Source organism: Tahibacter soli, from assembly GCF_025717065.2.
Lineage (GTDB): Bacteria > Pseudomonadota > Gammaproteobacteria > Xanthomonadales > Rhodanobacteraceae > Tahibacter > Tahibacter soli.
Genome location: NZ_JAOVZO020000009.1, coordinates 76,162 through 95,554 on the forward strand (window position 1 = coordinate 76,162; position 19,393 = coordinate 95,554).

Annotated in this window: 18 protein-coding genes; 6 read left to right on the top strand and 12 right to left on the bottom strand. The window is 69.9% G+C overall.

The features are described 5' to 3' along the window. Positions 1 to 5 precede the first annotated feature (5 nt). A complete protein-coding gene (locus OD750_RS08015; RefSeq protein WP_263542029.1) occupies positions 6 to 1,376 on the top strand; it encodes a sigma-54-dependent transcriptional regulator in 1,371 nt (456 codons plus the stop codon). Between the two features lie 2 nt (positions 1,377 to 1,378). On the opposite strand, the gene OD750_RS08020 is transcribed toward OD750_RS08015, so the two are convergent. Both OD750_RS08020 and OD750_RS08025 read right to left on the bottom strand, forming a co-directional pair. Next, positions 1,379 to 2,695 (bottom strand): aspartyl/asparaginyl beta-hydroxylase domain-containing protein, encoded by a 1,317-nt coding sequence (locus OD750_RS08020; RefSeq protein ID WP_263542028.1) that lies wholly within the window; start codon positions 2,693 to 2,695, stop codon positions 1,379 to 1,381. Then, on the bottom strand, positions 2,692 to 4,836 hold the full coding sequence (locus OD750_RS08025; protein ID WP_263542027.1) for a tetratricopeptide repeat protein: 2,145 nt from the start codon (positions 4,834 to 4,836) through the stop codon (positions 2,692 to 2,694). Before OD750_RS08025 ends, OD750_RS08020 begins: the two co-directional genes overlap by 4 nt. A gap of 153 nt (positions 4,837 to 4,989) precedes the next feature. Here OD750_RS08025 and OD750_RS08030 point away from each other — a divergent pair, with 153 nt between their 5' ends. Next, a complete protein-coding gene (locus OD750_RS08030; RefSeq protein ID WP_263542026.1) occupies positions 4,990 to 6,468 on the top strand; it encodes an AAA family ATPase in 1,479 nt (492 codons plus the stop codon). Between the two features lie 146 nt (positions 6,469 to 6,614). On the opposite strand, the gene OD750_RS08035 is transcribed toward OD750_RS08030, so the two are convergent. The 4 genes from OD750_RS08035 to OD750_RS08050 all read right to left on the bottom strand — a co-directional run bounded on the left by OD750_RS08035 (position 6,615) and on the right by OD750_RS08050 (position 9,908). Then, entirely contained in the window at positions 6,615 to 7,622 is a 1,008-nt protein-coding gene (locus OD750_RS08035) for a YheT family hydrolase (RefSeq protein WP_263542025.1), read from the bottom strand. Beyond that, on the bottom strand, positions 7,615 to 8,394 hold the full coding sequence (locus tag OD750_RS08040) for a lysophospholipid acyltransferase family protein (RefSeq protein WP_263542024.1): 780 nt from the start codon (positions 8,392 to 8,394) through the stop codon (positions 7,615 to 7,617). Before OD750_RS08040 ends, OD750_RS08035 begins: the two co-directional genes overlap by 8 nt. A gap of 138 nt (positions 8,395 to 8,532) precedes the next feature. Further along, entirely contained in the window at positions 8,533 to 9,480 is a 948-nt protein-coding gene (locus tag OD750_RS08045; protein ID WP_263542023.1) for a serine/threonine protein kinase, read from the bottom strand. Further along, positions 9,477 to 9,908 (bottom strand): hotdog fold thioesterase, encoded by a 432-nt coding sequence (locus OD750_RS08050; RefSeq protein WP_263542022.1) that lies wholly within the window; start codon positions 9,906 to 9,908, stop codon positions 9,477 to 9,479. The genes OD750_RS08045 and OD750_RS08050 overlap by 4 nt, the downstream gene beginning before the upstream one ends. Positions 9,909 to 10,045: 137 nt before the next feature. Here OD750_RS08050 and OD750_RS08055 point away from each other — a divergent pair, with 137 nt between their 5' ends. From OD750_RS08055 to OD750_RS08070, 4 genes are read left to right on the top strand one after another with little or no spacing between them, the layout of a single operon-like run. Continuing rightward, entirely contained in the window at positions 10,046 to 11,098 is a 1,053-nt protein-coding gene (locus OD750_RS08055) for a CDP-6-deoxy-delta-3,4-glucoseen reductase (RefSeq protein ID WP_263542021.1), read from the top strand. Further along, positions 11,095 to 11,658, top strand: coding sequence for a DUF2845 domain-containing protein (locus OD750_RS08060; RefSeq protein ID WP_263542020.1), 564 nt, complete (start codon positions 11,095 to 11,097; stop codon positions 11,656 to 11,658). The genes OD750_RS08055 and OD750_RS08060 overlap by 4 nt, the downstream gene beginning before the upstream one ends. A 4-nt stretch (positions 11,659 to 11,662) precedes the next feature. Next, entirely contained in the window at positions 11,663 to 12,295 is a 633-nt protein-coding gene (locus OD750_RS08065; protein WP_263542019.1) for a response regulator, read from the top strand. Positions 12,296 to 12,316: 21 nt separating this feature from the next. Then, positions 12,317 to 13,390, top strand: coding sequence for a glycosyltransferase (locus OD750_RS08070; protein WP_263542018.1), 1,074 nt, complete (start codon positions 12,317 to 12,319; stop codon positions 13,388 to 13,390). Here OD750_RS08070 and OD750_RS08075 read toward each other — a convergent pair. From OD750_RS08075 to OD750_RS08100, 6 genes are all read right to left on the bottom strand, one after another. After that, on the bottom strand, positions 13,379 to 14,074 hold the full coding sequence (locus OD750_RS08075; RefSeq protein ID WP_263542017.1) for a helix-turn-helix transcriptional regulator: 696 nt from the start codon (positions 14,072 to 14,074) through the stop codon (positions 13,379 to 13,381). The two genes, OD750_RS08070 and OD750_RS08075, sit on opposite strands and share 12 nt — an antisense overlap. 184 nt (positions 14,075 to 14,258) lie before the next feature. Continuing rightward, on the bottom strand, positions 14,259 to 14,633 hold the full coding sequence (locus tag OD750_RS08080; protein ID WP_263542016.1) for a VOC family protein: 375 nt from the start codon (positions 14,631 to 14,633) through the stop codon (positions 14,259 to 14,261). Between the two features lie 87 nt (positions 14,634 to 14,720). After that, a complete protein-coding gene (locus tag OD750_RS08085; protein WP_263542015.1) occupies positions 14,721 to 16,133 on the bottom strand; it encodes a hypothetical protein in 1,413 nt (470 codons plus the stop codon). A gap of 138 nt (positions 16,134 to 16,271) precedes the next feature. Next, complete coding sequence (locus OD750_RS08090) at positions 16,272 to 16,622, bottom strand: hypothetical protein (protein ID WP_263542014.1); 351 nt, start codon at positions 16,620 to 16,622, stop codon at positions 16,272 to 16,274. After that, entirely contained in the window at positions 16,606 to 17,955 is a 1,350-nt protein-coding gene (locus tag OD750_RS08095) for a neprosin family prolyl endopeptidase (protein WP_263542013.1), read from the bottom strand. The genes OD750_RS08090 and OD750_RS08095 overlap by 17 nt, the downstream gene beginning before the upstream one ends. A gap of 252 nt (positions 17,956 to 18,207) precedes the next feature. Next, complete coding sequence (locus OD750_RS08100; RefSeq protein ID WP_263542012.1) at positions 18,208 to 18,501, bottom strand: DUF6881 domain-containing protein; 294 nt, start codon at positions 18,499 to 18,501, stop codon at positions 18,208 to 18,210. Positions 18,502 to 19,393: the final 892 nt, after the last annotated feature.

Sequence of the window (19,393 nt, forward strand, 5' to 3'; positions counted from 1 at the left end):
GATCTGTGAACGAATCGCCCGCTCCCATTCGCGAACGCGTACTGCTGGTCGACGACGACAGCACCGTGCTGCGCACCTTCCGCCTGTGCCTGGAGGACGCCGGCTACCAGATCAACGTCGCGCACAACGCCGCGTCCGCGATCGCCGCGGTATCGCGCAGCGTGTTCGACGTGTGCGTGCTCGACATCTCGCTCGGCGACGAATCCGGGCTCGAACTCCTGCCGCAGTTGCGCGCCGCCGCGCCTTGGATGCGCGTGATCATGGCGACGGCCGAATCCGATGCCGCGATCGCCGTCAGCGCGATGCGCGCGGGCGCCGCCGACTATCTGATCAAACCGTGCGGCCCCGACGAACTGATCCACGCGGTCGAACAGCAGTTGCAGGCGCGGCGACTGGAGCGGCGCATCGAAGAGCTCGAATCGGGCCGCGACATCGCACCGGCCGAGCATTTCGACAGCGCGAACGCGGCGATGGCGCGCCTGCTCGAAACCGCGCGCCAGGCCGCCGAAACCGATGCGACCGTGCTGATCCTCGGCGAAAGCGGCACCGGCAAGAACATGCTGGCACGCGCGATCCATGCGTGGAGCAACCGGCGCAAGGCGTCGTTCGCGACCGTCAACTGCCCTTCCTTGTCGGCCGAACTCCTCGAAAGCGAACTGTTCGGTCACGTCAAAGGCGCATTCACGGGCGCGCACGAGCACCGGTCGGGGCGCGTGCAGGTCGCCGAGGGCGGCACGCTGTTTCTCGACGAAATCGGCGAGTTTCCGCTTGCGCTGCAGCCGAAATTTCTGCGCTTTCTACAAGACCGCGAGTACGAACGCGTCGGCGACCCGCGCACGCGCAAGGCCGACGTGCGCCTGATCGCCGCGACCAACGCCGATCTCGGCGCCGCCGTCGCGAACGGCACGTTCCGCTCCGATCTGTACTATCGCCTGAACGTCATCAGCCTCACCGTGCCGCCGCTGCGCGAGCGGCCCGAGGACATCCTGCCGATCGCGCACGATCTTCTGACCACCCTCGTCGCGCGCTACCGGCGTCCGGCGCGGCGTTTCTCGGAGTCGGCGCGCAACGCGCTGCTGGGCTATTCGTGGCCCGGCAACGTGCGCGAGCTCGCCAACGCGATCGAACGCGCGGTGATCCTGTGCGGCGGCGAGGACATCGGCTACGAACACCTGCCGTTCACCGCCGCGAACGCCGCGGCGAGCCTCGCCAGCGCGACGCCGCGGGCGGGCGATCCGGTCACGCTGGAGGCGCTCGAACGCGCGCATATCGAGGCGATACTCGGCGCGACGCCGACGCTCGACACCGCCGCCAGGACGCTCGGCATCGATGCGTCGACGCTGTATCGCAAGCGCAAGAGCTACGGCATCGGATAGAACTATTTGACGCCGGCGGCGCTGTTGAACGCGCCGATCGCCTCGACGAGATCGGTCACCGCCGCGCGTTCGGCATCGGTCAGGTCGGGATGCCACGTGTCGAGGATCAGCACCACGCGCGTAAGGTCGCTGCGGTTCCACGCCTCGTGCTCGTACGTGTCGTCGAACACCACGCAGCGGCCTTCCTCCCACACGTGATCGATGCCGCCGACGCGCAGCGCGCAGTCGGGCGGCACCACGAGCGGCAGATGCGTGACGAGCCGCGTATTCGTGACGCCGCGATGCGGCAGGATGTGCGCGCCGGGCGTCAGCACCGAGAACAGCACTTCCGGCGCGTGTTCGCGGATGCGCACGATCGGCAGCGTGTCGAGCACGGCCGCGGTATGCGGACAGCGCGCGGCGTTGTCGTCGCGGCGCTCGCCGTGGCGGTAGAAGAAAAAGCCCTGCCAGGCCTGCTGCCCGTTCGTGCCGCGCAGATAGTCCTCGACCCGGGCCGCCGAATCGAATCGCAGAAACGGCTCGAAGCCGTGGTCGGCCGCGAGCATGTTCAGAAGCTCGGTGCGGATCGCGCCGGTTTGCGCCTCGAGCGCCGCAAGCCACGGAAACAGCGCACGGTCGTAGTAGGGACGCGACGCAAGATCGGGAAAGAACAGAAACAACGGACGCTGGCGCGGATCGGGATAGTTCGGCGGCGTCTCGCCGAGGTAGATCGCGAGCGCGCGTTCGACACGCGCGAGCGCGTCCGCGCCATAGCGCGTGCGCAGCGGTGCGAAGCTGTTTTCGAACAGGCGGCGGCGGCCGTAGTCGACCGTGCGCATCGCCGCGAGCACCGTGGGCCGCAGGCCCGGCGGCGTCGTCGCTTCGCTGAGCCAGCGGCCCTGCGCCTGCGCCTGTCGCACCGCGCGGAAATACTGCACCAGCGCCTCGTCGCCGAGGCCGAGCTGTTCGAGCGCGACGCCCAGGTGCAGGCGCGCGACGTAGTAGTCGGGATCGAGTCGTACCGCGTCGGTCAGCGCCTGCACGCCGCGCTGCGCGTCGCCGCCGGCGCGATAGGCGAGGCCGAGGCTCTTGTGCGTTTCGGCGTCGTTCGGCGCGGCGGCGCGCGCGCGTTCGAGGAGTTCCACGGCCTGCGCCGGCTGCTGCTGCGCGAGCCGGCACATCGCCAGGAAGTTCAGCGCCTCGACCGAGCCTGCGTCGACGTCGAGCACGCGCCGGTAGACCGCCTCGGCTTCGGCGATGCGTCCCTGCGTCGCCGCCGCGCGCGCGGCGTCGACCAATGCCGTCGCCGGCGACGGCATCGATGCGTGCTTCTCGGTCATTGCGTCGAGGCTCCCCTGCCCGATCCGGACCCCGCCGGGGCGCATGCCCCGGTCGATCCGTCAGCGGCTACTCTGCAATTTGGCGTAGGTGCTGGCAAGCAGGCCTTCGTACGCCTGCCAGCGCCCGGGGGCAGGCCGAGCGGCAGGCCGCCGAGCCCGAACTGCGGTCCGCCCGGCACGAGCTGCGCAAGGCCCAGCGCCTGCGCCAGCGCGCGGCCGTTGCCGATCGGATCGGCGAAGAGCGCATCGGGGTCGACGCGCACGACCTTGAGGCCCTGCGCCTCGTTGCAGATGCGCGTGTGTTCGAGCGCGGTGCCGAGCCACGTCGCCGCGGCGTCGGGATCGAACGCCGGGAAGCCTTCGAGCCAGCCGTACGCGAGCCAGTTCACGAGCAGGTCGCGCGAATCCTCGCGCTCGACGATGACGAGCGTCGCGCCGGGAAACGAATGGCGGATCAGCGGCAGAAAACGCGCGTCCCAGCGCAGCAGCCAGTCGACCTGCACCTGGCCTTCGAGGTCGGCGCCGGTGCGCGCGGCTTCGGCGTCCCAGCGCGCGCGGCGCTCCGCGGCCTGTTGCGGATCGGCGGTGAACGCGGCGAACGCCGGATTGAAGAAATCGTCGCGCCGCTGCGCGGTGCCCATCGCGCGATCGCGCAGGAGCTGCACGCCGGGCTGGCCGGAGATCAGCGCCGCGACGCGCTCGACCATGCCGCCCGGCAGACCGACGAGAAACACCGGCGCCTTGCCGGCCGGTGCGGGCGCGGGCTCGGACAGGCGCGCGAGGAACTCGTCGGTGAGCGGCGGCTGTTCGTGCACGCGCGCCTCGAGCATCGACTGCGATTCGACGAACGCCGGCAGCGCCTGCGCGACGTCGTCGCGGCGGTCGGCGAGCACGCCGTAGCGATGCGCGGCCTGCGACACGTGGCGCGGATGCAGTTGCAGCGGACGCAGCGTTTCGAGCAGCGCCACGGCGTCGGCGTCGCGGCCTTCGCGCTGCGCCGAACGCGCACGCAGCAGAATCAGGTCGGGATCGTCCGCGGTGAACTCGGCCACGCGCGCGGCCAGCGCGTCGGCGCCGGCGTGGTCGCCGAAACGTTCGTGCAGCAGCGCGAGACGCTGCAGCGGCGTCGGATCGCCCGGACGGCGCTGGGCGATCTGGTTCCACACCGCCTGGGCGCCGGCGAGATCACCGAGCTGCGAGAGCAGGTCGCCGAGCGCGGCTTCGATCGTCAGTTCCTCCGGATAGTCGGTGAGGTACTGCCGGTACAGCGCCACCGCTTCGTCTTCGCGGCCGAGCGCGGCGAGCGAACCGGCGAGCATCTGCACCGCGCGCACCTGGCGCGGCTGCAGCGCGAGCGCCTGGCGGTACAGCGCGACGGCCTGTTCGAGATCGCCGCTCTTGCGCACGACGTCGCCGAGGCCGAACAGCGCGATCGCGCGGAAGTCGGCGACGTCGAGCAGCCCCGTGAAGTGGGCGCGCGCCTCGTCGACGTTGCCGGCTTCGAGCACGAGCTGGCCGAGCAGGAAGCGTGCCGCGTGCAGGTTCGGCTGCAGCGCCAGCGCGTTGCGCGCGGCCTGCTCGGCGAACGTGGTATTGCCCTTGAGCGTCAGCGCGCGCGCAAGGTACAGCTGGATCACGCCGTCCTTCGGCGCGCGATCGGCCGCGGCGGTGAGGTACGACAGCGCCTTGTCGAGTTCGCCGCGGTCGAGCAGGATGCGGCCGAGGCCGCCGAGCGCGATCGGATCGTCCTCGCGCTGGCGCAGCGACGTGCGGTACAGCGATTCGGCCTTGGCGCCGTCGCCCTGCGCCTCGACGAGCTGGGCGAGCAGGTTGTAGGCGCCGGGCAGGTTCGGATCGAGCGCGAGCGCGCGCTCGACCGTCACGCGCGCGCCGACGTTGTCGCCGTCGAGCAGATACAGGCCGGCGAGATCGAGCAGCACGTCGGCGCGGTCCGGCGCGAGCGCGTAGGCGCGGTCGAACAGCAGGCGCGCCTCGGCGTAGTCGCGGCGCTGCCGGCGCAGCGCGCCGAGCATGTGCAGCACGTCGACGTTGTCGGGCTGGCTGGCGAGCAGCGCGCGGTAGCCGGACTCGGCCTCGTCGAGACGACCGTTCAACTGAAGTTTGAGGTATTCATCAAGCATGGCGGGCACGGACCGGAACGCGGAGCCGGTCATTATGCCGCAGGCGGCGGCGCGGCGCTTCGCGTACCGGGCGGGGCCGCGCGACGCGGCGCCAAGCTCTATGATGTCGCCACGGACGCCCACGGACTGCGCGTTCATCCCACGATGCGCCCTATGACGCCCCACGACGATCTCGTAACCCTGCTGCGCGCCGCCACCCCGCTGATCGCGATCGAAACGCCCGAGGAGAGCCGGGCGATCGAAAGCTTTCGGCATGCGATCGGCGACGCGCTGCTGCCGCTCTACCGCTGGAGCATCACCGCCGGCCTGCGCCGGCTCGACATCGACGAGGACGACGACGAGTCGATCGCCCCCGACGCGTCGTACACGCTGCAGGCGATGCGCGCCGCGAGAGAGCGCGGCGTGTACCTGATGCTCGATTTCAATCCCTACCTGCGCTATCCGATGGTGATGCGGCAGCTGCGCGAGATCGTGCAGCGCCAGGGCACGGCGGCGCACACGATCGTGCTGGTCGCACCGAAGCTCGACATTCCCGAGGAACTGGCACCGTACGTCACGCGGTTTTCGCTGAGCCTGCCCGACGTGCACGCGATCGCCGACGTGGTGCGCTCGGAGGCCGCGCAGTACACGCGCGAGACCGGCCGACGCGTGGAGGTCGATGCCGACGCCGCGCGCGCGATCGTGCGCAACCTCGTCGGGCTGTCGCTCGCGGACGCGCGCCAGATCACGCGCCAGCTGATCTGGCGCGACGGCGCGCTCGGCCCGTCCGACCTGCCGGAGCTCGCGAAGGCGAAGTTCGAACTGTTGAACCGCGACGGCCTGCTGCATTTCGAATATCACACGTCGCAGTTCGCCGACGTCGCGGGCCTGGCGCGGCTCAAGCGCTGGATCGCGCAGCGCCGCGGCGCGTTCGTCGGCGCCAAGAGCGCGATCAGGCTCGATCCGCCCAAGGGCGTGTTGCTGCTCGGCGTGCAGGGCTGCGGCAAGAGCCTTGCCGCGAAGGCGATCGCCGGCGGCTTCGGCGTGCCGCTCGCGCGGCTCGATTTCGGTTCGCTGTACAACAAATTCCACGGCGAGACCGAACGCAACCTGCGCGCGGCGCTCAAGAACGCCGAACTCCTGTCGCCCTGCGTGCTGTGGATCGACGAGATCGAGAAGGGGCTCGCGCAAGGCACCTCCGACGACGGCGTGTCGCGGCGCGTGCTCGGTTATCTGCTCACGTGGATGGCCGAGCGCAAGGCGAACGTCTTCCTCGTGGCGACGGCGAACCAGGTGCACGAACTGCCGGCCGAACTCCTGCGCAAGGGGCGCTTCGACGAAATCTTCTTCGTCGACCTGCCGGATGCCGCCGTGCGCGCGGAAATCTTCCGCCTGCACCTGACCAGGCGCTCGCTCGACAAACTCGGCTTCGACACGGCCGCGCTCGCGGCGGCGGCCGAAGGATTCTCCGGCGCCGAAATCGAACAGGCGATCGTCGCGTCGCTGTACTCGGCCGCGGCCGAACAGCGCGATCTCGCGCAGGACGATCTCGTCGCCGAGATCCGGCAGACGCGGCCGCTGTCGGTGCTCATGGCCGAAAAAGTGGAGGCGTTGCGCGAATGGGCGCGGGAGAGGACGGTGCCGGCGGATTGACGAGCGCTCTACCCCAAGCTTGGTTGGGAGAGAGGGTTGAGCGAGGGGGCGACGCCAGGCAATTCCTCAACGTCGACGAAGTGCTACGCGTCGCCCCCTCACCCCAGCCCTCTCCCCCAGCTACGCTGGGGCGAGAGGAGAAAGCGCTACGGCGCCACGCGCGAGAGCTTCTCGGCGATGTAGTCCTCGGTCCAGCTGCGCAGCGTAAAGTCGCTGATGAAGCCGCAATGCCCGCCGGCCGGCGCGATCTCCAGTTCGGTCGTCGACGACAGTTTCAGATCCAGGAACCCCGCGACCGGAATGATCGGATCGTCGGCGGCCGTCAGCAGCGTCGCCGGCACGGAAAGGTCGGCGAGGCGGTCGCCGGCGATCGAATAGCCCTGCAGATACGCATCGAGCGTACCGAAGTCGGTGTGCCGCTCGACCATCGTGCGCGTCAGCTCGCGCATCGAGTAGTTCAGCTCGTTCTCGGCGAAGCGCGCCGACTGCGGATACAGCTTCTGCTTGCGCCTGAGCGATTCGCGCCACTTGCGCATGAAATAGGCGTGGTAGAACCACGGCGCGCGCTCGATCGCTTCGAGGATCGCCGGCGGATGGATCGCCGGGCACACCGCGAGCGCGTACGCGAGCGCGATGCCGGCCGCCGGCGCGCGCAGCGCCACGCGCAGCGCGAAATTGCCGCCGAGCGAAAAGCCCGCTATCGCGAGCTTGGCGGGCTCGTACAGCCGCTCGATCTCGCGCACCGCGCCGACCACTTCGTCCAATCGGCAAGAATGGAACATTTCCTGGTTGAGATGATGCGTGTCGCCGTGGTCGCGAAAGTTGAGACGAAACACGTCCCACCCCTCGGCGAGCAGCCGCGCGCCGGTGTTGGTGAGGTACGCCGACTGCGCGCTGCCCTCCCAGCCGTGCAGCAGTACGACCAGGCCGCGCGCCGCGCCGCGCGCGCGCTGGCGCGTGTAGAAGCCCTGCAGGCGCACGTCGTCGCCGCAGTCGAGTATCACCTCCTCGACCGGGCCGTCGAGCGCCTCGCGGCGGCGCCGGAACAGCCAGCGGCGCACCCCGCTCGACGCGAGCACCGACTGCACGTGCGCGTTGCGCAGAAACCGATGAGGGTTGAAATCGCTCGCTCGCATGGTGCCGACGTCAGTCATTCAGACCGAGCGCCTCGACGATGCGTACGCGCGCCGCCTCGGCGGTGCGACGCCGGCCGTCGGCGCCCTGCTCGACCGGTGTGCAGAAGTGTACTTCGGCGGTCATGCCCGGTCCGCCGAGCACGCGCAGGAAGTTCGCGAGAAAACTTTCGCCGGGGCCGAACGCGACCGCGGGGTCCTGCCGTCCGTCGTTGCCGTAGCGCAGCGCGACCGGCTGCACCGGCACCTGCGCATCGACCGCGACCTGGAAGATGCGCGCGTGGAACGTGCGCACGCGGTCGCCGGCGCCGGTACCGCCTTCCGGGAACACGCCGACCGGCTTGCCTTCGCGCAGTCGCACGACGACGCGGTCCATCACCGCGGCGAGCGAGTGGCCGCTGCCGCGCTGGTGGTAGATCGTGCCGGCGCGGCTGGCGAGCCAGCCGACGAGCGGCCAGCGTCCGATTTCGGCCTTCGCGACGAAACACATGAATGCCTGACTGTGTAAAAGTTCAATATCCAGCCACGACAGATGATTGGCGACGAACAGCACCGGCCCGGGCACCGGCTGGCCGTAGCGGCGAATGCGAAAACCGAAGCAGCGCACGAGCCAGCGCGACCACCACGACACCATCCATTCGTCGAGCGGCTGCGCGCCGACGCGCACGCGCGAGCCGAGCGGATTGATCACGAGCAGTGCCAGCGGCAGCGCGATCAGGATGTGCACGAGCAGGAGCGGCGTGCGCACGAGATAGCGCAGGGGTCGCAAACGGTCGCGGCGCGGCGCGGGCATCGAGGAGTCGGCGGCGGAGTTCATTCGCGCAACTTTAACGAAGCGCGGCAGTACGCGCTATGAAACTCGCTCATGCAAGACGCGGCGCTGTCGTCGTTTCGTCACAATCGCGCGCTTGAAAAACGGAACGACCGTTTGTCACGGGTCGTTCAACGTGCGCGCCGCCTCGGCGAGATCGCCGACGTGCTGCTCCCACCAGCGCGGCTCGCCCACGTGCGCGAACGCGGCCGGAAACGCGGGGTCGCCCCAGCGCGCGGCGATCCAACCGGCCCAGTGCACCTGCCGCATCAGACGCAGCGGTTCGATCAGCGCGATCTCGCGGTAGTCGAAGTCGCGGAACTCCGTGTACCCCTCCAGCAGGAGATCGAGCGCACGCCGATCCGGCGCGAGCATCCACAGATCCTGCACCGCGGGACCCATGCGCGCATCGTCGAGATCGACGAAGTGCGGACCGTGGTCGGTCCACAGCACGTTGCCAGGATGACAGTCGCCGTGCAGACGCAGCGTACGTGCCGACGCGTGCGAAAACGCCGCCGCGAGCGGCGCGGCGAGCGCCTCGACCGCCGCGCGATAGCGCCGGTCGAGGCCGTCGGGCAAGAGCGGCGAGGCGAGCACCGCGGCCGATGCGCCGTACAGGAACGTGTCGAGATCGATCGCGCCGCGCGACGCGAACCGCGCGCGCGCGCCGACCGCATGGATGCGCGCGATCAGCCGGCCCATCCACGCGAGATGGTCGGCCGACTCGAGCGTCGGGGCGCGTCCGCCGCGGCGCGGATAGACGGCGACGCGAAAGCCTTCGACGTGATGCAGCGTCGCGCCGTCGATGACGAGCGGCGCGACGACCGGCAGTTCGGCGTCGGCGAGTTCCAGCGCGAACGCATGCTCTTCGGCGATCGCGGCGTCCGACCAGCGCGCCGGCCGATAGAATTTCGCCACGACCGGCGCGGCGTCTTCGATGCCGACCTGGTATACGCGGTTTTCGAAACTGTTCAGCGCCAGCAGGCGTCCGTCGGGCTCCAGGCCCACCGCGGCGAGCGACGCGAGCACGCGGTCGGGACTCAGGCTCGCGTACGGCGCGCCGGTCACTTCGCCGGCCGCGGCACGACCGCGAGCGTGATGCGCGAAATGCAGGCGAGATCGCCCTTGTCGTTGACGATGCGGATCTCCCAGACCTGCGTCGTGCGCCCGACGTGCAGCGGTCGCGCCGTGCCGGTGACTTCGCCGGCCTGCACCGCGCGCACGTGGTTCGCGTTGATTTCGAGCCCCACCGCGAGTTCCTTCGACGGATCGAGCGTGAGCACGCCGGCCATGCTGCCGAGCGTTTCGGCGAGCAGCACCGACGCGCCGCCGTGCAGGAGGCCGAACGGCTGGCGCGTACGCGCGTCGACCGGCATCGTCGCGCGGATGTAGTCGTCGCCGACTTCGACGATGCGGATGCCGAGCGCCGCGGCGGCCGTGTCGCGATTGAGGTCGTTCAGTTGCGCAAGGTCGGCGGCTTGTTTGAAAAGGCTCATCGTGGGTGCTCGCTGGTCGGTCGACGCCGCATTACAGCGGTTAGCGGCGCCGGGCGAAAGGGCGACATCGGCCGCGTCGCTATCGGCCCGGCGCCCCCATGCGCGACAATCGGTCCATCGCGACAGCGGAATTTGGCGTGACCCACACCGTAACGTTGGCTGCCAGCGGCAAGCGCTTCGACGTCGCCGCCGGCGAAACCGTCCTGGAAGCGGCGCAGCGCGCGGGTCTGGCGCTGCCGTATTCGTGCCTCTCGGGCGTCTGCGGCAGCTGCAAGGCCGGGCTGATCGAGGGCGACGTGACGTATCCGCGCAACCCGCCGGCCGCGCTCAACGCGGCCGAGCAGGCGCGCCATCAGGTGCTGCTGTGCCAGGCGGTACCGGCCGGCGACCTGACGATCGCCGCGCGCGAAATCGCATCGCTCGCCGACATGCCGCGCCGGACGATGCCGCTCAAGGTGATCGCGAAAGAGCGCCTGGCGCCCGACGTCGTGCGCCTGATGCTGACACCGCCGCGCGGCGAACGCCTGAACCGGCTCGCCGGCCAGTATCTCGACGTGCTGCTGCCCGACGGCAAGCGCCGCGCGTTTTCGATCGCGAACGCGCCGCACCAGGGCGTCGACATCGAGCTGCACATCCGCCACGTCGCCGGCGGCGGCTTCACCACGCGCGTGTTCGACGAGATCGACGTCGGCGCCGTGCTGCGCGTGGAAGGCCCGCTCGGCACGTTCGTGCCGCGCGAGGATTCCGAACGGCCGATGCTGCTCGTCGCCGGCGGCACCGGCTTTGCGCCGGTCAAGGCGCTGGTCGAGCACTTCGTGCACCTGGGCACTTTGCGCCCGATGACGCTGTACCGGGGCGCGCGCCGCGCCGAAGACCTGTACCAGCCCGAGCTGCCGCTGGGCTGGCAGCGCGACGCCGCGAACTTCCGCTACGTCCCCGTGGTCTCCGACCCGGAATTCGCCGGACCGCACCGACAGGGCCTCGTGCACGAAATCGTCATTGCCGAACACCCCGACCTTGCGGGTTTCGATGTATACATGAGCGGACCGCCGGCAATGATCGACGCGGGCCGCCGCAGCTTCGTCGACGCGGGTCTGCCGGAGGATCGCCTGTACTACGACAGCTTCGACTACGCGCCCGACGTACTCGCGGAAATCTTGAAGAACCGCGCCGGAATCCATGGCCTATGAAACGACTCGTACTCCTGTTGCTGCTTCTCGCCGTCGCGCTGCCCGCGCAGGCACTGCGCTGCGGCTCGCGCGTGGTCACGACCGGCGATCGCGACATCCTCGCGCGCGACCGCTGCGGCGAGCCCTACTACACCGACCAGATGGTGGTGGTCGACGTCTACGGCGCCGACGGGCCGGTCGAGCGCCAGGTCGAAAATGTCTACGACGTCTGGTATTACAATTTTGGCCCGCGCAAGCTGATGGTGCGGCTGCTGTTTCTGAACGGCCGCCTCGAGCGCGAAGACACGCTCGGCTACGGCGTCAACCAGCTCGGTGACAGCTGCAGCCTCGACAGCTACCCGAGCGGCATGTCGGCCGGCGAAATCGTCGCGTACTGCGGCCTGCCCGCCTCGCGCCACGAACAGCGCGAAGCGCTCGTGCGCCGCGACGGCCTGGGCCGCGAGCGCTATCGCCCGATACGCCGCGAAACCTGGACCTACGATCTCGGCGGCAACAGGCTCCTGCGCGTATTGACGCTCGAAAACGGGCGGCTGCAGAGCGTCGACACCGAGCGGCGCTGAAGCCGTGGAGCGCGTCGAGATCGCGTTGGCCGACGATCAGGCGCTCGTGCGCGAGGGCCTGAAGTCGCTGCTGCGCGGCCTCGGTATCGATGTGGTCGTCGAAGCGGCCGATGGCGAGGCGCTGCTCGCGGCGCTTTCGTCGCGGCGGGTGCAGGTCGTCGTGTCGGACATCCGCATGCCCGGCGTCGGCGGCGTCGACGCCCTGCGCGCCCTGCGCGAACGCGGCGACGCGACGCCGGTGGTGCTGCTCACGACGTTCGACGATTCGGCGCTGCTGCTCGACGCGGTCGACGCCGGCGCGCAGGGTTTTCTGCTCAAGGACGCCTCGCCCGAAGACCTGTGCGACGCGATCCGCCGCGTCGCGCGCGGCGAAGTGCTGCTGCAGCCGGTCGCGACCGAGCCGGTGCGCTCGCGCTACGCGTTTCACGCGCAGGACGCGCCGAAGGCGCTGTTCACCGAGCGCGAGGTCAGCATCCTGCGCCTGCTCGCCGGCGGCTATTCGAACAAGGAAATCGCGCGCAGCCTGTTTCTCGCCGAAGGCACCGTGAAGAACTACGTCTCGGACATTCTCGACAAGCTCGACACGCGCGACCGCACCCGCGCCGTGCTCAAAGCCATTACGCTGCGCATCATCTGAACGACGCGGCTCCGGTTACGCATGCGCATCTGCCTTTCGATGATCGTCAAGAACGAGGCGCCGGTGATCGAGCGCTGCCTCGCCTCGGTCAAGCCGTACATCCACGCGTGGGCGATCAGCGACACCGGTTCGACCGACGGCACGCAGGACATCGTGCGCCGCGCCCTGGCCGGCGTGCCGGGCGAACTGATCGAGCGGCCGTGGGTCGATTTCGCGCACAACCGCAACGAGGCGTTGGCGCTCGCGAAGAAGCACGGCGACGCCGCGCTCGTGATCGACGCCGACGAGGTGCTCGAAGTGGCTCCCGACGCGGCGCGTCCCGCGCCCGAAGCGCCCGGCCACATGTTCGAATTCCTGTTCGGCGACACGCGCTACGCGCGCGTCGCGCTGGTGCGGCTCGACCGCGACTGGCGCTGGGAGGGCGTGCTGCACGAAGTGCTCGTCTGCGACGCGCTGCGCGACGCCAGGCGCCTGCCCGGCTGGGCGGTCCGCATCTTCACCGACGGCGCGCGCAGCCGCCAGCCGAGCGCCGACAAGTACGCCGCCGACGCCGACGTGCTGCGCCGCGCGCTCGCCGCCGAACCGGAGCATGCACGCTACGCGTTCTACTACGCGCAAAGCCTGCGCGACGCGGGACGGCTCGACGAGTCGCTCGCCGCCTACGAGCGCCGCGTCGCGCTCGGCGGCTGGGACGAAGAACTTTACTATTCCAAATTGCAGATCGCGTCGTTGCGCGAACGGCTCGGCCGGCCGTATGCCGATGTCGTCGCCGCGTGGCTCGCCGCTCACGACGCGCGGCCGGCCCGGGCCGAGGCGATGTGCGAACTCGCCCGCTACTGCCGGTTGAACGAACGCTATCCGTCGGCGCTCGTGTTCGCGCGCGTCGCGGCCGGTCTTGCGCGGCCCGACGATCTGTTGTTCGTCGATCACGCCGTCTACGCGTGGCGCGCGCGCGACGAGCTGTCGATCGCGGCGTGGTACTGCGGCGACAAGCGCCTGTCGGAAACGCTGTGCCGCGACCTGCTCGCCGATCCCGCGCTGCCGGCCGAACAGCGCGAACGCGTCGAACGCAATCTCGCGTTTTCAGTGGGTTGAACGATCGGCGCCGACGGCGCGCAGATACGCGTCCATGCCGCGGTCGGGCGTGTCGTCGAAGCGCTCGCCGGTCGGTTCGACGCTTGCGATGCGATCGAGGCGGAAGTTGCGAAACGCGCCGCGCAGCCGGCACCAGCCGCCGAGCGTCCACGCGCCGCCCCAGAACGCCAGGCACAGCGGCTCGACGTCGCGCCGCGTAGCGCGGCCTTCCGCGTCGGCATAGTCGACCGCGATGACGCGGCGATCGCCGATGCACGCGTGCAGGCCGTCGAAGTGCGCCTTGAGCGATACGTGCTGGCCGAAATCCGGCGCGTAGATGCGCGAACGCTCGGTGCGGCTGCGCAGCTCCTGCGGAACGACGGCGGAAATTTTCAATAGCGCCGCGTCGACCGCGCGCGTCAGGCGCTCGCCGGCGAACGCCTGCACGAAGCGCGAGCCGACGACCAGCGCTTCGAGCTCGTCGGCGGCGAACATCAGGGGCGGAATGTCGCTGCCCTTACGCAGCAGATAGCCGACGCCGGCTTCGCCTTCGATCGGCACGCCCGAGCGCTGCAGGTCGGCGACGTCGCGATACACCGTGCGCTGCGACACGCCGAGCGTATCGGCGAGCCGATGCGCGGGCAGCGCGGTACGCCGCCCGCGCAACGCATGAATGATCAGAAACAGTCGGTCGGCGCGGCGCATCGGCGCAGGATCGCAGGTTACTGGTGACCTGTAACCGACAAATCGAAAGTCGCTCGCTCGTCCTGGCCGCGCAGTACTTGCTGCTCACTCGGCCGATAGCGGGTGCTATCGGCCTCGCTCCGCAGCGGCGTCCTGCACGATGCGTCCTTCGCGATCCCTCTTCCGATTTATCGGTTACAGGCCACTAGACCGGCGACCAGAGCCCCACGCGATTGCCTTCGCAGTCGCGGAACTGCGCGAAGAAGCCCATGCCTTCGGGCAGCGCCGTGCGCGGCACGACCGTCTGCGCGTCGAGCTTGCCCAGACGCTCGAGCACGACGGAGAGGTCGCCGACGCTCAGGTACACGGTGGTGCCGTCCATCGACGGCGCGCAATGTTCGTGGCGGATCAGCGCGCCGCTCGACATCGGCTGGCCCCCATAGGGAAACACGACGAGTTCGACCTCGCCCATCGTTTCGCGTTTGAGCGGCTGGCCGAACGCGGTTTCGTAGAAGCGCTGCGCGCGGTCGAGGTCGGTCGCGGGAATTTCGAACCAGGCGGGAACGTTCGGGTTGAGCATGACTGTCTCCGTGAAAGTGGCGGGTGGGAAAACACCCGCACACTTTGCGCCGGCGCTGCTGCCAGCGTTCTGTCAGCAGCGAGCGGATCACTCGTCGACGCCGTCGCGGAAGACGAGGTCGCTCGTCAGCCGCAGCACCGCCGTGTCGACCATGCCCTCGCCCGGCGGTTGCGCCGAACGGCCGGCGAGCAGTGCACGGCCGCCATCGAGCGTCACGGCCATCGCATCGTCGTACGAGCCGCCGTGACCCAGATCGCGCACGAACACGCCGCCGCTGCCGAACGTCGCGTCGAGCGCCCCGTCGGCCGTCACGCGTACCGCGGCCATGCGCTCGCGCGCGGGGTCGAACACGCTGTAGCTGATCGACGCCACGAGCCTGCCGTCGCTCTGCCGCACGAGGCCCGACGCGCTTTCGTTCCAGCTGCCGGGTACCGGGTCGATCGTGCGAAAGCCCGGCGTCGCGGCGTCGCCGAAGCTCGCGTCGTCGGCACCGGCATCGTCGAGACGGCCGAACACGACGTTCGTGCCCGACTTGCCGCCGACCTCGTAGTGCCCCGCGAAGACCAGCTTGCCATGCGGCGCGAGCAGCAGGCGATCGATGCCGTCGACGGCCGACGACACGCCGGCGACGTTGAACGTGCGCCAGCCGTCGCCGGCGAACGTCGGGTCGGGCGTGCCGTCGGTCTTCCATCGCGCGATCGACAGATCGTAGTTGTCGACGAAGTTCGGGTCCGGCACCTGGAACGTGCCGCCGGTGACGATGCGATCGTCGGGCAGGATCGCCAGCGCGCGGAAATAGCCGAGCCGGTCGACATCGGGCTCGACGAGCGTCGCGACGCCGTCGGTGCCGAATGTCGCATCGCGTGCGCCCTGCGGCGTCACGCGCACGACGGCGCCGCGATATTGCGGCGTGCCGCCGACCTGTTCGCCGGCCGCGACGATGCGGCCCTGGCTGTCGACGCCGAGGTCGTGCAGCTGCAGGCGCGGATACAGCACCACGCCCGCGTCGCCGAAATCCGGATCGAGGCTACCGTCGACGCGCAGCTTCGCGATGAAGCCGTGCATCGGCGCGAACGCAAAACACGAACCGGCGACGAACAGGCTGCCGTCCGCGTTCACCCGCATCGCCTCGACGAGCTGCATCTGCGCGCCGACGACGAGGTCGGGCAGCACCGCGAGCCCCGGATACTTCGGATTGCCGCCGAACGTCGCGTCGGGCGTGCCGTCGGGCGCAAGGCGCGCGACCATTGCGCGCATGCGCGGATCGGGCGTGCCCGCGACGAGCCGGTTGCGCCAGCCGCCGAGCACGATGCGGCGATCGGGCATCACGGCGACCGCCTGCGGCGCCAGCTGATGGCCTTCGACGCCGTCGAGCGCCATGTACGCGACGCCCTGATTGCCGAACGTCGTATCGAGCGCGCCGTCCTGCGCGTTGGCCGCCGTGATGCCGATCGCGCCGGCCGTCAGGGCGATCGCGCGAAGCTTTCGTTTCAGTCTCATCGTCCAACCTCTGCTGCATCAGAACCCCACCCAAGGCGCGGGACGCGGCAGCGGTCGAATTCGACGCAGAGATTTCGATGGAATGTCGCCGGTGCGATTTTCTGCACATATTTGCGTTAAAAACATGAAAAGCGGCGATCAGCGCCCGCAGCGCGCGCCCGGCCGATCGCCCGATGCGACGCACGCGGGTGCGCCGTATTCGGCGAGGCATTGATCGCCGGACGCGCACGAACGGCAACGCTCCAGTGCGCAGACGTAGGCGCCGCAGACGTTGAGCTTGCCGTCGCGCAGACCGTCGGCGCCGCGCGGCGCGGGCGTGCAGCGGCGGCCGTAGTCGCCCGTCGGCGCGGCGCAGCGGTCGCGATCGCAGAAGCCCGAAGCGCACTGCGCGTCGCGCGCGCACGCGGCGCCGATGTCCGACGCCGCGACGCGATCCGCGCCGCCGCAGGCGGCGAGGATCAGCGCAAGAACGCTAGTTGCAACCCGCACCTTCATCGCCCGGTCCGCCGTAGTAGAACCAGTTGCGGTAGTTCGGATCGGAACTATAGAACGGTCCGTCGGCGCTGTAGCACGCGGCATCGGTGACCGAGATCGAGCCCGAGTCGAACCACCACGCCGTCGCCGGCGCCCAGACGTACATGAGGTTGCGGAAATACGCGGCGCGGCCGAAGTGCGTGTTCGCGTAGGCGCCGCTGCCCATGTCGGTCGAGGTCGCCGCGGGCGCGCTGCTGTCGAACACTTCGCCGTACCAGTCGAGGCGGTTGGCCTTGTCGCGGATGCCCGCCGCGGAGAACAGCGTGCCGCGACCGCACGGCGGCGCACCGCCGCCGACGCACTGCGGATAGTAGCCGGCCCATTCGCCGGCCGCGCGCACCCACCAGTTGCCTTCCCACAGCCGCACTTCGACGTCGAGGCTGAATTGCGAGCCGTTCGTGACGCTCGACCAGTTCACGAGCGACATGCCGGGCGCGACGGTCGACGACACCTGGATCCAGCCGTCGACGAGCCGGTTGTAGCCGCCGACCCAGTCGCCCGACGCGCCGCCGTTCGTGCGGTAGTAGGTGAAGAACACCGGCCGTCGCGACGGGCTGAAGCCGGCCGTCTCGATCTTGCCCGCTTCGATCGCCTGCATCGGCGAGCCGCGGATGACGGCCGTCTGCGCGATCGACGTTTCGTTGCCGACGGGGCCGGTGGTATCCCAGATGTTGATGCGGCCGAGCGTGCCGAACACGTCGCCGAAGCGCTGCCACACCGCGTAGTAGCGGTCGTTCGACGCAGGAGCCGGCGGCGGCACCTTGGAGAAGATCTGCGTGGGATCTTCGGGCAGGTCTTTCACTTCCTTGAAGAAGCTGTCGAGGTCGAAGCGGACGACAGGCACGGTGCCGACCGGGCCGCGTGCGGATGCGTCGAGCTGCAGTTCGGTGGCGGCCTTGCCTTCCTCGCGCACGGTCTGCTTCAACGCGGCCGGCAGCGCGGTCTCGAGAAACGGATTGTCGACGCGATCCTTGGGGCCGTCGGGCCGGGAATCGCCCGGCGCCTTGGCGAGACGACCGCCTTCGACCTGCGACTCGGGCTTGATCCAGTCGACGACCTGCCCGGATTTGGTGCGCGTCGTCGCGACGACGCCGGCCTTCGCGCGCTGTTTGTCGACGAACTCGACGATGCGTGCCTTGCGGCGTTCGTACTCGGCAGGGCTCAGCTCTTTCGGCGCGGTCTGCGGCGCTTTCGACGGCGGGTCTTGCGCGGCGGTCTGCGCGAACGAAGCGGGAGCCGCGAGCGCAAAGAGCAGCGCCGCGGTGTATAGCGGTCGAATGTAGATCATGGCGATCGTCCTTGGTCAGTAGGCCAGGCAAAGCGTTTTCAAGCGCGACGGCACGAACGGCGGGGTTCGGCGACGTGCGCGGCAAAACGCTGCGCACGCTGCAACGCATGCGCACTGTGCAATTTGCCGCACTGTCGACAAAGCCGCATTCCGGCCGCGCCACTGAATTCGTGACGGGGATGCGCGAAAACTCTCAGCGCGCGGCGGCGACCCCGCACGTGGGATCGGACTTCCTCGCTTTTCTATAGCCGGCTAAGGTTTCCAGCAAGCGCCGGAGAGCGCCGCGCGCCACGCATCTTCGAACGCCAGGCTGTCCGACTGCTCAACGATAAACTGCGGATCGGCGGCAATTTCAGTCGCGACCGGTACCGGTTTCTCGCCCAGTACCGTTCCGCCACTCGATCGAACCAACCCGGAAAAGCCCATGCGACCGTCGGGGAAAACCTCGACCTTTCTCAACTCGTAGCGATCATCATCCAATTCACTCAAGAGCAACACGGGATCGCTCTGCCGTTGATGAACCCATCTGACCTTCAAATAGTTCATCTTCGCCGCCCCGTTGCTCACTAGCCTTCCCCTGTTGTGTCACGATTTCATGTTGATGACCGCCCGCCCGGTGACCCGCGATCGGACGCCTCGATGCGGCGATCGACAAATCCGCCGAGCGGCAGCAGCGGTGGCTGAAAGGGGTGCTGTTTGCAGACGGCTGAGGACGGCCTGACGTGCATCGGATGGCCTTTGGAGTCGGGGCGCCGTCAATGTCGACGCTTCGGTCGCGCACTGCGTACCGATACCGGTTCGAGTTGTCGGCGCCCAGCGTCGTCGTACCCGGACTGGTCTTAAAAAAGCGGCTGAGCAACTCAAGCAAGCGCTGCTGCGCCGTGGCTGTTGCCAGACCCAGGCAAATTCTGGGTGTCCCGATTTCCGTTCTATCTTGCAAAAAAGCTCGTCCTCGTCATATTTCAACACAGCGCCCATTCCTTGACGCCCGTGTGATGGGGGGGGGGGGGGGGGGGGGGGGGGGGGGGGGGGGGGGGGGGGGGGGGGGGGGGGGGGGGGGGGGGGGGGGGGGGGGGGGGGGGGGGGGGGGGGGGGGGGGGGGGGGGGGGGGGGGGGGGGGGGGGGGGGGGGGGGGGGGGGGGGGGGGGGGGGGGGGGGGGGGGGGGGGGGGGGGGGGGGGGGGGGGGGGGGGGGGGGGGGGGGGGGGGGGGGGGGGGGGGGGGGGGGGGGGGGGGGGGGGGGGGGGGGGGGGGGGGGGGGGGGGGGGGGGGGGGGGGGGGGGGGGGGGGGGGGGGGGGGGGGGGGGGGGGGGGGGGGGGGGGGGGGGGGGGGGGGGGGGGGGGGGGGGGGGGGGGGGGGGGGGGGGGGGGGGGGGGGGGGGGGGGGGGGGGGGGGGGGGGGGGGGGGGGGGGGGGGGGGGGGGGGGGGGGGGGGGGGG

Excerpts from the sequence above, each read along its gene's own strand:
- OD750_RS08020 (WP_263542028.1), bottom strand. The coding sequence starts at position 2,695 with ATGACCGAGAAGCACGCATCGATGCCGTCGCCGGCGACGGCATTGGTC.
- OD750_RS08025 (WP_263542027.1), bottom strand. The coding sequence starts at position 4,836 with ATGCTTGATGAATACCTCAAACTTCAGTTGAACGGTCGTCTCGACGAG.
- OD750_RS08030 (WP_263542026.1), top strand. The coding sequence starts at position 4,990 with ATGACGCCCCACGACGATCTCGTAACCCTGCTGCGCGCCGCCACCCCG.
- OD750_RS08035 (WP_263542025.1), bottom strand. The coding sequence starts at position 7,622 with ATGACTGACGTCGGCACCATGCGAGCGAGCGATTTCAACCCTCATCGG.
- OD750_RS08040 (WP_263542024.1), bottom strand. The coding sequence starts at position 8,394 with ATGCCCGCGCCGCGCCGCGACCGTTTGCGACCCCTGCGCTATCTCGTG.
- OD750_RS08050 (WP_263542022.1), bottom strand. The coding sequence starts at position 9,908 with ATGAGCCTTTTCAAACAAGCCGCCGACCTTGCGCAACTGAACGACCTC.
- OD750_RS08060 (WP_263542020.1), top strand. The coding sequence starts at position 11,095 with ATGAAACGACTCGTACTCCTGTTGCTGCTTCTCGCCGTCGCGCTGCCC.
- OD750_RS08070 (WP_263542018.1), top strand. The coding sequence starts at position 12,317 with ATGCGCATCTGCCTTTCGATGATCGTCAAGAACGAGGCGCCGGTGATC.
- OD750_RS08075 (WP_263542017.1), bottom strand. The coding sequence starts at position 14,074 with ATGCGCCGCGCCGACCGACTGTTTCTGATCATTCATGCGTTGCGCGGG.
- OD750_RS08080 (WP_263542016.1), bottom strand. The coding sequence starts at position 14,633 with ATGCTCAACCCGAACGTTCCCGCCTGGTTCGAAATTCCCGCGACCGAC.
- OD750_RS08085 (WP_263542015.1), bottom strand. The coding sequence starts at position 16,133 with ATGAGACTGAAACGAAAGCTTCGCGCGATCGCCCTGACGGCCGGCGCG.
- OD750_RS08095 (WP_263542013.1), bottom strand. The coding sequence starts at position 17,955 with ATGATCTACATTCGACCGCTATACACCGCGGCGCTGCTCTTTGCGCTC.
- OD750_RS08100 (WP_263542012.1), bottom strand. The coding sequence starts at position 18,501 with ATGAACTATTTGAAGGTCAGATGGGTTCATCAACGGCAGAGCGATCCC.